Annotated in this window: 8 protein-coding genes and 4 pseudogenes; 5 read left to right on the top strand and 7 right to left on the bottom strand. The window is 34.0% G+C overall.

The genetic code is table 11. The annotated features are described in order from the left end of the window. Positions 1–54: 54 nt before the first annotated feature. From ACQ9BO_RS12265 to thrA, 5 genes and pseudogenes are all read right to left on the bottom strand, one after another. The gene (locus ACQ9BO_RS12265) at positions 55–825 is read right to left on the bottom strand and encodes an abortive infection family protein (protein WP_431244917.1); all 771 of its coding nucleotides are present in this window, start codon (positions 823–825) and stop codon (positions 55–57) included. 519 nt (positions 826–1344) lie between these two features. Continuing rightward, positions 1345–1893 (bottom strand): hypothetical protein, encoded by a 549-nt coding sequence (locus ACQ9BO_RS12270; RefSeq protein ID WP_431244918.1) that lies wholly within the window; start codon positions 1891–1893, stop codon positions 1345–1347. 236 nt (positions 1894–2129) lie between these two features. Further along, positions 2130–3418, bottom strand: a pseudogene (gene thrC / locus ACQ9BO_RS12275) (threonine synthase). Between the two features lie 470 nt (positions 3419–3888). After that, positions 3889–4813 (bottom strand): annotated as a pseudogene (locus tag ACQ9BO_RS12280) (homoserine kinase). Between the two features lie 172 nt (positions 4814–4985). Beyond that, complete coding sequence (thrA, locus tag ACQ9BO_RS12285) at positions 4986–7433, bottom strand: bifunctional aspartate kinase/homoserine dehydrogenase I (RefSeq protein WP_431244919.1); 2448 nt, start codon at positions 7431–7433, stop codon at positions 4986–4988. 644 nt (positions 7434–8077) lie between these two features. On the opposite strand from thrA, the pseudogene hutH reads away from it, so the two are divergent. The 5 genes and pseudogenes from hutH (at position 8078) to ACQ9BO_RS12310 (ending at position 11558) form a co-directional block, all read left to right on the top strand. Beyond that, a pseudogene (hutH, locus tag ACQ9BO_RS12290) lies at positions 8078–9591 on the top strand (histidine ammonia-lyase). A 48-nt stretch (positions 9592–9639) separates the two neighbouring features. Beyond that, positions 9640–10284, top strand: coding sequence for a DUF47 domain-containing protein (locus ACQ9BO_RS12295; protein ID WP_207296872.1), 645 nt, complete (start codon positions 9640–9642; stop codon positions 10282–10284). Positions 10285–10309: 25 nt separating this feature from the next. Further along, positions 10310–10441 (top strand): hypothetical protein, encoded by a 132-nt coding sequence (locus ACQ9BO_RS12300; RefSeq protein ID WP_431244920.1) that lies wholly within the window; start codon positions 10310–10312, stop codon positions 10439–10441. Positions 10442–10501: 60 nt separating this feature from the next. Further along, positions 10502–10696: pseudogene (locus ACQ9BO_RS12305) on the top strand (inorganic phosphate transporter); the annotation flags it as partial. Continuing rightward, positions 10635–11558, top strand: a complete 924-nt coding sequence (locus tag ACQ9BO_RS12310; protein ID WP_431244921.1) for an inorganic phosphate transporter — start codon at positions 10635–10637, stop codon at positions 11556–11558. The pseudogene ACQ9BO_RS12305 and the gene ACQ9BO_RS12310, both read left to right, overlap by 62 nt. Before the next feature lie 178 nt (positions 11559–11736). Here ACQ9BO_RS12310 and ACQ9BO_RS12315 read toward each other — a convergent pair whose 3' ends face one another. After that, positions 11737–12255, bottom strand: a complete 519-nt coding sequence (locus ACQ9BO_RS12315) for a DUF421 domain-containing protein (protein ID WP_431244922.1) — start codon at positions 12253–12255, stop codon at positions 11737–11739. Positions 12256–12271: 16 nt separating this feature from the next. Continuing rightward, on the bottom strand, positions 12272–12952 hold the full coding sequence (locus tag ACQ9BO_RS12320) for a hypothetical protein (RefSeq protein WP_431244923.1): 681 nt from the start codon (positions 12950–12952) through the stop codon (positions 12272–12274). Positions 12953–12969: the final 17 nt, after the last annotated feature.

The raw sequence follows: 12969 nt of genomic DNA on the forward strand, positions 1-12969 counted from the left end.
AACAATTCTTGTTTATTTTTGGTTCTTAGACGCTCGCGCTAGCGAGGAGTTGTGTCACTTTATGCTATTTTCGTAACTCAAGAATAAATATTCCGAAATAGTTTTGGCTAGATTAACTGTGAGAATTGCATGTCGTTCGTCAATTTTATATGCAGACTTGGAAGGCGCAGTTCCGTGAGAATCACTATATGCGTTTCTTAATCCTGAAACTCCATTTACAATACTAAATACTCCAGATAAAATTTGTTTTAGAAACTCGTCTCCGTAATCTCCAGGGGACATATTTAAAATAGATGCCACCACTTTGTAGAGTTTAACCATATTTCCATCATATTCATGCCTTTCTCCAGTTTTAGATTCTAAGATGAATAAACAAATGGATTCAATTAAATTTCTGGCGCTAGTGACTGCTCCGTCGAAATCTTTTTCTGCAATTTTATTATTGCACTTTTTTATTTGCTCGTGTATATATTCAAATGAAATTCTTTTAAGCTCTTTGACTTCAACCAAATCGTGAGCTTCAATGTCAAAATCTGGATAAAAAGTTATTTCGGTAATTTCAGGTTCGTTATCTTTAACGGGAAACACAACCATTACTGCTCTTTTAATTTCATCGATATCTTCTTTCGGAAGTTTATCAATTTTTTCTTGAGTTTGTGGATGCGACTTAATTTCAAAGCTACTTAAACGCGAATACCAGCGACTTCCAAATGTAGAAGATTCGTCTAGGATGGAAGTGGAATGTCTAAGTAAATCTGCTAAATCTTCTCTTCCTTTATATGTTAAAACTCTTCTGATTTTTTTATAGTATTGTCTTCCATGCAATGCCTGTGTAATGTTGTCAAATCCGCTGTAGTGCTTGTTATGTCCAGTTGTTTTTTACTTTTTTCAAGTAAAGATTTCATACTTTCAGTAAATCTCCTTGCTAGTGCTGGGATTTATTTTTTACTTATGACAATTCTACCACACTTAAATTGATTATCTTCTTTAAAAATTCTAAAAATAAAATTATTATGAATGTTGTCTCCCATATAATCAGTTAGCATTTTGTCAAATTTATCTTTACTAATAAGGTTTTTATCCATATTATAATCTGCTAAAGTTCCTGCAATATAATCAGGAACTTTAATAAATTGATCATAAAATATATCAAAACTAGAATTAGATATTGAAGTTGCAAACTGATATGAATTTTTTGTGTCTATTAATAATCCGTGTAGATTGTTTTGAAAAAGTTAGTTATAATTCCATTTCCAATATCAAATATTTTATCTCTATCGGAAAACCATCCAAAAACTTCAATTTCTTTTAACTCATTTAAAATAACATATGAAACATAAGCTCCTAAAAAAGATATAAGGAATAAATCAATATAGATATTAATTTTTTTCCATTAGTTGCTTCTTTAATACAAATATCGATAATCTTAATTGTTTTTTTATAAGATTCTTCTTTTTCAGGCTCATTTGCAATCCAAGTTTCGTATAATTTTTTTGCCGAATTTAGATTTTGTAAAACACCTTCTTTTCTTTTTTCAGTTGTTTCTCCAAAAAAATGTTTTCTATCTTTGAGAATGAAACTAAAATTAATTAAGGGATATTCTTTTAAAAATTTTATAAAGTTATTTTGTATAATTTTTGTGTTTTTAATGTCAGTTTTAGCAATTTCTTTAATGTAATTTTCTACTAAATAATAATCAGAAATATATGGAAATATAGAGAATGTAACAACATCATTTGGTTTGTTTTTGTCATCAAAACAATAATCACTAAAACATTTCCATTTTGTCACATCTCGTAAATCTTTAAGATAATTATTCTTAATGTTTTCCTTTGTGCTTTTATCGAATGTATCGTTTAAAAGTTGTAATAAAATAATGTCTTCATTTTTCATTCGTTTTTTTTTTTTTCGTAACTCATTTATCGACGAAGCAAACCTTCATATATACATTTAAATGTGGGTGGATAAACGAAGCTTTGTTTTGTTTTCTTAGTTTTTCAAAAATATATATTGTTTCTTGCCAATTTTTACGGATTTCCGTACTTCAATTCAAAATTATTTATAATGCTATGCAATAAAAAAGCGAGTAAAAATTTTTTACTCGCTTTAATTATTTATTATATGTTTTTCTATCCCAAGAACCCCTTCAACTCCTCATAACTTCCAATCTTAACACTAACTTTCTCCTCATTAATTACACTCTCAATTTGAGCAGGAATAGGAAGCGTAATTCCTAAAGCAGGCTCAACAACATCTAAGAATTTAATAGGATGCGCCGTTTCTAAGAAAATACCAATGGCGTTAGGGTGTTTCTCCAATTCTTTTTCAAGCCTAAATAACCAACAGCGCCGTGAGGTTCTGCGATATAACCGTCTGTGTTATAAATTTTCTTTAGCGCTTCAAGAGTTTCTTCATCAGTATAACTATAAGAAGAAAAGTCCTTTTCGAAAGCCTTTAAATCATTGTTGTACAATTCCTGAATTCTAATAAAGTTGCTTGGGTTTCCAACATCCATTGCGTTAGAGATTGTTGCTTTAGAAGGTTTTGGATCGTATTTTCCGTTTTCTAAGAATCTTGGCACCGTGTCGTTTACGTTTGTAGAAGCAACAAAATGTTCAATTGGTAAACCTAATTTCTTCGCCATAATTCCCGCACAGATATTCCCGAAGTTTCCGCTTGGACAAGAGAAAACTAAAGGTTTGTTTTGGCTTTTCAACGCTTTGTAAGCAAAGAAGAAATAAAACATTTGTGGTAACCAGCGCGCAATATTAATAGAGTTTGCAGAAGTCAGTTTTTTATGCGCCAAAGTTTCATCTAAAAACGCTTTTTTCACCATATCCTGACAATCGTCGAAAACACCGTCAACTTCTAGTGCTTTAATGTTTTGCCCTAAAGTAGTCAATTGTTTTTCCTGAATATCGCTCACTTTTCCTGACGGATATAAAATCACAACATCAACGCCGTCAACGCCTAAAAATCCGCTGGCAACAGCTCCGCCTGTATCTCCTGAAGTCGCTACTAAAACTGTGTTTTTAGCCTCTTTTTTATCTTTATTGAAATAACCTAGACAACGCGACATAAAACGTGCTCCAACGTCTTTAAATGCCATTGTTGGTCCGTGAAATAATTCTAACGAATAGATTCCGTCTTCGACTTTCACCACCGGAAAATCAAAAACTAAAGTTTCGGCAATGATTTCTTTTAATTTTTCTGCAGGTATTTCATCGCCAACGAATTGTTTGATTGCTTCAAAGGCAATTTCTTCGTGGCTTAAACTTTCAATTTTATCAAAAAATGAAGGATCAAGCGGTGTTATGCTTTCTGGAAAATATAATCCTTTGTCACTCGCTAGTCCTTGTATTACGGCTTCTTTAAAAGAAACTTTTGGGGCATTATGGTTTAAACTGTAGTATCTCATTATTTTAGATTTTTGATTTTAGATTTTAGATTTTTTGGAAGGTAAATCCCAATACTAAAATTCCAAATTCCAATAATTTATATTTTCAATTATGTTTTGCTTTTGTCAGGCTGAGCGGAGTCGCGGCCCACGCAAAGTATAGCACACCATGTTTGTCATTTCGACGTAAGGAGAACTCTTCGCAAGTAACTCCACAACGTTGAGCCAATCTTTGTCGAGCTTCTCGTGGAGATTCCTCGTTCCTCGGAATGACAAACTACACGGTTATGTTGTGTGTTTATACTTTGTCGAGTTTCTAGTGTGATTCCTCGTTCCTCGGAATGACAAACTGTACGGTTATGCTTTGTGTCAATAATGTGCGTGGGCTTCGACGGAGTTTATCCTGAGGAACGAAGGGCTCAGCCTGACAAACTTTGTCTTAATACTTAATTCTTTTTACTTAATACATCTCACATTTCCCATCTCACATTTTACAAAATCCTAACACCATCAGGATTAATTTTCGAAACGTGAATTTCATACGGCAAATTCATTTTTTCGTAAACGTCGCTCATGGCTTTTGCGATTTTTTCGGCGGTTTCTTTTCCTTTGCTTAAAGCAAAAATCGATGGGCCAGAACCTGAAATTCCAGAACCTAAAGCGCCGTTTTCGTAAGCTGTTTGTTTGATTTGATCAAAACCTGGAATTAAAACGCTTCGTACAGGTTCAACAATTTCGTCGTGAAGCGAACGTCCAATCAATTCGTAATCTTTGGTGTAAAGACCTGCAACCAATCCGCCTACATTTCCCCATTGCATTATGGCGCTTTTAAGGGAAACGTTTTGTTTTAAAACCGAACGAGCGTCAGATGTTTTCAACTCAATCTGAGGATGAACAACTGTTGCGTATAATTCTTCTGGGCTATCAATTCTAATAATATCCAAAGGCGAATAACTTCTTACCAAAGTAAAAGCACCTAAAAGGGCAGGAGCAACGTTGTCGGCATGCGCGTTTCCGCTGGCTAATTTCTCGCCCTGCATCGCAAACTGAACCAAATCTTTACGAGAATAAGGTCTTCCTAATAATTCATTTATTCCGAAAACCGCTCCGGCAGAACTTGCGAGCACTGCTTCCGATCCCGCTTCCCGCTTTTATGTTTTTATAAATTTCGATTTCAAATCCGAAGTCTAATTCGTCTAAAGTTTCCAGCATGGCTAAAGCCGCAACTCCAGAAACGTTTTTTTCGGTTTCCAAAGGCAAATCGGCGCCGACAATTTTGGTGATTCGAACTCCTTTTTGATCGACTTTTCGAACAATCATTTCATCGCCCGCATTGTCTAAGCAAAGTCCCAATACGTCAAATCCGCATGAGAGGTTGGCGATTGTAGCGGGACAGAATAATTTTATTTCTTTCATTTTTGGTTGTTTCAGGTTTCAGGTTTAAAGTTTTGAGTTGCCAAACTTTGCGAGCTTAACCGCAAAGTTCGCAAGGTTTTTTCGCAAAGCACACAAGAAAAAACAAAGCTTTGCGAACCTTGCGTAATCCTTTGCGTGCTTTGCGGTTAAACTTTAAGCCTCAAACAAAAATTTATATGTTTCCTATACGAATTACATCTGCAAAAATTCCTGATGCTGTTACTGCGGCTCCTGCACCGGCTCCTTTGATTAATAAAGGCTGATCTACGTAACGATCGGTGTAGAAAAGCACGATATTGTCTTTTCCTTCCAAATTATAGAAAGGATGATCTTTTGGAATAAATTGCAATCCAACGCTTGCTTTTCCGTTTTCGAATTGCGCAACGTATTTCAGTCTAGAATCTTTGGCTAAAGCTTCTTTGTAAATGTTCTCGAAATGAGAAGCGTGCTTGATTAACGAAGCAAAGAAATCGTCGTTATTTGTTGTTGCTAAACATTCGGCAGGCAAAAACGATTCGTTTGCAATGGCGTCGATGTCCATTTCGTAACCGCTTTCGCGAATAAGAATCAGGATTTTACGTGCCACGTCGATGCCGCTTAAGTCTATTTTTGGATCTGGTTCTGTGAAACCTTGAACACCAGCTTCTTTTACCACATCGTGGAAAGAATTATTCTCATCAAAATTGTTGAAGATAAAGTTCAAACTTCCAGATAAAACAGCCTGAATTTTATGCACTTTATCTCCAGATGCAATTAAGTTTTTTACAGTATCTATAATTGGCAATCCCGCACCAACATTCGTTTCAAATAAAAACGGAGCATTGTATTGACGTGATAAGCTTTTTAGTTTTTTATAATTGTCGTAAGCAGATGAACAAGCAATTTTGTTGCAAGTTACAACCGCAATACTTTCTTTCAAGAATTTTTCATATAGATCAGAAACTCCTGCATTTGCTGTAATATCAACAAAAATGCTGTTTCTTAAATTCAGTTCTTTTGCGCGAGCTATGAATTCTGTTGGAATTGCTTCTTCGCCTTTATCTAAAGTCGCTTGCCAATCTTTTAAAGAAATTCCGTCTTCGTCAAACACCATTTTTCTTGAGTTTGATAAAGCGATTACACGAACATTGATCTTTAAAACATCTTTTAAGAATTTCTTTTGGTTGTGGATTTGTTCGATGAATTTCTCACCCACATTTCCAACTCCCATTACAAATAAATTCAGCTGTTTTGTGTTTTCTTCAAAGAAGTTTTCGTGTAATGTGTTCAACGCTTTTTTAACGTCTCTTTCGTTAATTACAGTCGAGATATTTCTTTCAGAAGCACCTTGCGCAATGGCACGAATGTTTACGTTGTTTTTTCCTAAAGTACTAAACATTCTTCCGCTTAAACCTTGGTGATTTTTCATGTTTTCACCAACCAAAGCGATAATGCAAAGGTCTTTTTCTACATAACAAGGATCGATTTTGTTTTGTGCAATTTCGATTTCAAAAGCTCTGTTAATCGCGGCTTCGGCATTATCGGCATCCGAATTTAAAATTCCGATACAAATGGAATGTTCAGAAGAAGCCTGAGTAATAAAAATAACATTGATTTTTTCCTGAGACAATACTTCGAACAAACGTCTTGATGAACCTGCAACACCAATCATTCCTGGACCTTCAAGTGTCAAAAGCGAAATATGATCAATATGGCTGATTCCTTTTACAACTGTATCTTTTGATAAAACAACGTCAGAAATTAAAGTTCCTTCGGCTTCCGGCTCAAAAGTATTTTTGATCAGAATTGGAATATTTTTTCTTAAAACAGGCTGAATTGTTGGCGGATACAAAACTTTTGCACCAAAATGCGACAATTCCATCGCTTCCTGATACGAAATGTTTGCAATTGGCTGTGCTTGCTTTACAATTTTCGGGTTTGCAGTAAACATTCCGTTTACGTCAGTCCAGATTTCCAATTGTTCTGCGTCGATTGCTCCAGCGATAATTGCCGCAGTATAATCAGAACCGCCACGTCCTAAAGTAGAAGTGATTCCGTCTAAAGTCTGCGCGATAAACCCAGGCATGATGTTGATTTTTGCTTTGTTTTCAGCAAAATATTCCTGAATTAATTTATTCGAGATTTCGAAATTTACAACCGCTTTTCCAAAATCAGCATTTGTTTTAATCAACTCACGGCTGTCTTTGTAAACCGCATCGTTATTGATTTGCTCGTATGCTTTTGCAATAATGAATGACGAAAGCAATTCTCCAAAACTTAAAATAGTATCAGCAGTTCTTGGAGATAATTCTCCCAATAAGAAGCAACCGTCTAATAAAGTTTCTAAATGATTGATGATTCTTTTTACGTGGCTCAGCAAACTGCTTTGTTCGCTTACCGGAATCAGTTCTTTTAAAGTGTCAAGGTGTTTTTTCTCGATTTCGGCAACAACTTCTCTGAAGCTTTCGTCGTTTGTCGCCGCTTTTGCCGCTGCCGATTGCAGTAAATCGGTTACTTTGCTTAAGGCAGATACTACAACAACTAATTGATCTTTTTCAGCTTTTTGTTTTACGATTTCAAGAACGAGTTTTATATTTTGAGCATTGGCTACCGAAGTTCCGCCAAATTTTAATACTTTCATTTTTTTTGATATTTTTTAATAAGGTGCAAAGATTTTGAGTAACAAAGGTTCAAAGATTATCAACTGTGAACTGAAACTAAAAACTGCGACTTTTTTCTTTGTAAATGTTTTTTATGTATCCAATGACTCTCTTCTTTCAAGAAAAAAGTATAGATAACCTAGGATTATATGTAAAAATGTATACCCCTAAGGGGTAGTAGTACTTGTAGTAGAAGTGATGGTAGCAGTAATTGCAACTCCTGTTTGAGTTGTAATAATTGTAGATTGATATTTTATGCTGTTACTTTTCATTTTGATTTTTCAAAAGTACAGCTTTTAAGCAAGCATTAAAAACCTCTTTTGCCTTTTTGCGAATATTTTAATAATTCAAATCTCAAAAAATCAATATTGAGTATTTGTTAAAATTAAATATGCTAATTTGAAGTTTTAATATTATTTATGGTGGTTTTTTTGTTGGCGAAAGTTGTATAATGAATTGGTTTTTAACGAAAAACTTGCGAAAAAACGACGATTTAAATAAAATTCGCCATTATGAAATAATTAAAAGCGAAGAAATGTGCCAATGCAAATTTTAATTATTGTGATAAAATGTTGCTTTTTAATATTGATTTGTTGAATTTTGACGTCTTAAATTTAAAATAATCATGAGAGAGATCCATTATATAAGTACTGAAACCATAACTTTAGAAACATTACAAGAAATTTTGAGCTTTAATAAAATGCTTGAATTATCTGAAGAAGCAAAAGTAAATGTTCAGAAATGCCGTGATTATTTAGATAAAAAAATGGCAACACATACAGCGCCAATCTACGGAATCAATACAGGTTTTGGGTCATTATATAGTGTGAAAATCTCTAACGAAAATTTATCTAAACTTCAGGAGAACTTGGTGAAATCACACGCTTGCGGAACAGGCGAAGAAGTTCCTGCCGAAATCGTAAAAATGATGTTGTCGCTTAAAATTCAATCTTTGAGTTACGGGCATTCGGGAGTGCAATTAATTACATTACAACGTTTAGTTGATTTCTATAATAATGATATTCTTCCAGTTATTTATACGCAAGGCTCGCTTGGAGCTTCTGGAGATTTGGCTCCGTTGGCGCATTTGTCTTTGCCTTTAATTGGTGAAGGGGAAGTGCTTTTTGAAGGAAAAAAGTAGCATCTGCTGAAGTTTTAAAACGTTTTGACTGGGAACCTATCGTTTTACAATCAAAAGAAGGTTTGGCTTTATTGAACGGAACACAATTTATGAGTGCTTATGGGGCTCATATTTTAATTAAAGCGTATAAATATTCATATTTGGCTGATTTGATCGGAACTATTTCTTTGGAAGGTTTTGATGGACGAATCGAACCGTTCAACGAATTGATACATTATATACGTCCGCATAAAGGACAAATTGTAACGGCACAGCGAATTGCTGAATTTTTAGATGGAAGCGAAATTATCGCTCAAGAAAAGAAACACGTTCAAGATCCGTATTCTTTCCGTTGCATGCCACAAGTTCACGGTGCCTCAAAAGATGCGATTGATTATGTTCGAAAAGTATTTAAGACAGAAATTAATTCTGTTACAGATAATCCGAACATTTTTGTTGAAGCAGATCAGATTATTTCAGGAGGAAATTTCCACGGACAGCCTTTGGCTTTAGCTTTAGATTTTATGGCAATTGCATTGGCCGAATTAGGAAGCATATCTGAAAGAAGAACATACCAATTGATTTCTGGTTTGAGAAATCTACCAGCATTTTTGGTTGATAATCCGGGATTGAATTCAGGATTTATGATTCCGCAATATACTGTCGCTAGTATTGCAAGCCAAAACAAACAATTGGCAACTCCATCAAGCATTGACAGCATTGTTTCAAGCAACGGTCAGGAAGATCACGTAAGTATGGGAGCAAATGGCGCTACAAAAGCATTGCGAGTTTTAGATAATTTAGAGCGTATTTTGGCAATTGAATTACTGAATGCATCGCAGGCAATTGCTTACAGAGAGCCTTTAAAATCTAGTGATTTTATCGAAATGTTCTTGAGCAGTTATAGAGAAGTTGTTCCTTTAGTAAAGGAAGACAGGATCTTACATTATGATATTGAAAACACCGTTGCGTTCCTAAATAGTTTCCAAATTGAAAACGATTTGTTAACAATGGCTTAACACTGCAAAATATTAATGAAGTAATTTTGCACTATCAAAAATATAAAAATGTCAATAAACAGTATTTTCCAATTTTTAGTGCCGAAAGACAAGAAATTCTTTCCACTTTTTGAAGAGGCTTCAAGCAATTTAATTGAATTAGCTTCTAACTTACACGAAGCTGTAAACCTTCCATTAAAAGAAAGAGAAATCCTTTTTCAAAAAATTGACGAATTAGAACAAAAAGGAGAAGACATTACACGTCAAACCAATCTAGAATTGAGCAGAAACTTTATTACTCCATTTGATAGAGAGGATATTCACACCTTAATTACTTCTATTGATAACGTTGCCGATTACCTTCATGGTGCCGCAAGCCGTATGAGATTGTATCAAGTTGATAAGATTACAAAATCTATCAGAAAAATGACAGAAATCAATCTTGAGGCTTGTCAAAACATTGACAGCGCTGTAAAAGAGCTAAGAAATTTAAAGAATTTTAAAATCATTAAAGATGCTTGTGCCAGAATCAACAAACTGGAAAACAAATCTGATAATGTTTACAACAAAGCGGTTTTTGAAATCTTCGAAAACGAAACAGACGCTAAAAATATCATTAAATACAAAGAGGTATTATCTGTTTTAGAATCAGCAACAGATAAATGTAAGAGTGTTGCGAACATACTAGAATCTATTTCTGTAAAACATTCTTAATTTTTCAATCTGAAGTTATAATTTTATGACGATACTTATATTAATTATAGTATTAGCTTTAATTTTTGATTACATCAATGGTTTTCATGATGCGGCAAATGCTATTGCGACGGTTGTTGCAACAAAGGTTCTGACGCCTTTTCAGGCGGTTCTTTAGGCGACATTTTTCAACTTTTTAGCCTATTGGGTTTTCGGGTTTGGTGTTGCAGATACAGTTGCAAAAACGGCACATACCATGGAAATCAATCTAGTAGTGATTCTTGCGGGAGTTATCGCGGCAATTTGCTGGAATTTATTGACTTGGTGGTTAGGAATTCCTTCAAGTTCTTCACACACGCTTATTGGAGGTTTTGCGGGAGCGACTGGTTGCGCATGCTATTGCAGTTCACGGATTTTCAGGATATGTTGGTGAAGATGGTGCTACACATTATTGGTATCAAATTGTAAGCTGGTACAAAGCCGGAAAAGACGGTGGAATGCCTTCAGGGGTTATTATCATTATTGCTTTTATTGTTCTTGCGCCTTTATTGGGAGCTTTAGCATCGTATTTAATTTCGATTTGGCTTTTGAATGCATCGCGCAAAAGTATTGGGCCTAAAGTATTTACTGTGGCTTTAATGATTGCAACTGTTTGGTTGGTTAGCAACTTAATGGTTCCTTATGCAGATATTGAGAAACCTAGATTTGAATCTCATTTTTGGAGTGTAGCTTTTGATCCACATAATATTAAATGGTTCTTAGTTGCTTTTATTATCTTGACTGTAAGTGGTTTTTGTTTGATATTTAGCAGTTTGAATCTTCATCAAGCAGATGCGGCTCTGAAAAAAATGCAATTACTTTCTTCTGCCGCATTCAGTTTAGGACATGGAGGAAATGATTCGCAAAAAGTAATGGGTATTATTGCTCGCAGAGCAGTAGCGGTTTATATCAATACAAATCCAGGTGTTCATATGGATTCTTGGTTAAATGTTGTGTTGCCAAATGACGATTTAGGAATTAAAGGTGTTATGCCAGGTTGGATTCCGTTAGCATGTTATTCTGCAATTGCGGCTGGAACTTTAAGTGGTGGATGGAAAATTGTAAAAACAATGGGTTCTAAAATCACAAAAGTAAGTTCTTTTGAAGGTGTTGTCGCTGAAACTGCAGGAGCTTTGACGCTTTACTTTACAGAGCATTTAAAAATTCCGGTAAGTACAACGCATACTATTACAGGATCAATCATTGGTGTTGGATTAACAAAACGTGTATCTGCAGTTCGCTGGGGGTTACAGTAAGTTTAATCTGGGCTTGGATCTTGACTATTCCTATTTCAGCTATATTAGCAGGTTTGGTTTACTTTATTTTAAGCGTATTTATTTAAAAGTAAAATGAATTTTGTAAAATGTGAGATTAAAATCATATTTTATTGATATAAAAAAGCCGATTTCTAATTTTGAAATCGGCTTTTTGCTTTTAGGACTTCTGCAAGTTTTTTCGGTTGTGTTTTCTTTTGTAGTGTGTTTGTTTTAGGTTTTTTTCGTCTTCAGAAATAATGCTTATCGTTCCATCAATTTCAAGCATCGCTAATTTTACGTTTTTAAAGAATTCTATGCCATGTTCTCGCATAGCTTCTTTTAGTTCTTCGTCTGAAATATCTAGCTTGCTTAACGCCTTAAAATCAAGTTTTCCATCATGGATCAATATTTCGGGTTTGTCCAATAATAATTCTTCAAAAACTTTAGAATGATGCGTAATTTTTTTAATAAGGTAGTTAATGATAAATAAGACTAAAGCGACGATTAATCCACCTGTTAAGCTTGTGTCAGGGCCGACCATTGCATTTTGGACAGAGTTGCTGATCAGTAAAATAAGAATTACATCGGCTGTATTTAATTGAGAAAGTTCTTTTTTGCCAAAGATTCTTAAGGCAATTGTCATGAAGAAATAAACAGCAATACTTCGTATGATGATATCTAAATAAGGGAAAGTCATGTTTTTTATTTTAAAGTTAAATAAAAAAGCTTTGCCAAAGTTTTAAACTTTGACAAAGCTTTAGATAATAATTGTTTTTTTTAACCGGCACATTTGATCCAGATATCTTTAGTGTAGATGATTTTCCAAATGTTATCTTTTTTTCTAAGTAAACGGATGTTCCAAATGGCAATTCTTTCGAATAACAATCAATTTCCATATAGGCTTTTTTGTTGTCTTCAGAAAATATTGGAATTGATAATATAATGTAATCTTGAGCTTTGTCTATTTTTGAGACAGAAATTGTTTTTAGCTTTTTTGATATTTTTTCAGGTAATGTATATTTTAAAAAGCAATTGTTTTGTTCTACAAAATTTATTGAATCTTTATCTTGAAATACTTTTTGTCCTTTTGTATTGGCGTTCAATAACATTTGGATGTAAGTTTCCGTGTTTTGGAGAATAATAGGTAAGCGTGGTGGAAGTTTTACAATTGATGGTTCTGTTGGTTCTGCGTATATATCCTCAGTGTTAATTTTGATTTTCTTAAAACTGTTGCAAATTGCGTAAGAGTCTTTAGAATTAGTGATAAAATTTTGTTTTACAAGTATTTCTACTATTTTATCAGTTTCAATCTTTCTAATTTTTTCATTAGATAAACAGTCATTTTTGTTGCGGCTTATTATGATAAAAAATAGAAAGATTGAGATTTTTTGCATGAACGAGTAGATTTGAA

This window comes from Flavobacterium sp. P21, from assembly GCF_050632225.1.
In the GTDB taxonomy this organism is placed as follows: domain Bacteria; phylum Bacteroidota; class Bacteroidia; order Flavobacteriales; family Flavobacteriaceae; genus Flavobacterium.

Coding starts and splice junctions, on each gene's coding strand:
- ACQ9BO_RS12315 (WP_431244922.1), bottom strand. CDS start 12,255: ATGACTTTCCCTTATTTAGATATCATCATACGAAGTATTGCTGTTTAT.
- ACQ9BO_RS12320 (WP_431244923.1), bottom strand. CDS start 12,952: ATGCAAAAAATCTCAATCTTTCTATTTTTTATCATAATAAGCCGCAAC.
- ACQ9BO_RS12270 (WP_431244918.1), bottom strand. CDS start 1,893: ATGAAAAATGAAGACATTATTTTATTACAACTTTTAAACGATACATTC.
- ACQ9BO_RS12300 (WP_431244920.1), top strand. CDS start 10,310: ATGACGATACTTATATTAATTATAGTATTAGCTTTAATTTTTGATTAC.
- thrA (WP_431244919.1), bottom strand. CDS start 7,433: ATGAAAGTATTAAAATTTGGCGGAACTTCGGTAGCCAATGCTCAAAAT.
- ACQ9BO_RS12295 (WP_207296872.1), top strand. CDS start 9,640: ATGTCAATAAACAGTATTTTCCAATTTTTAGTGCCGAAAGACAAGAAA.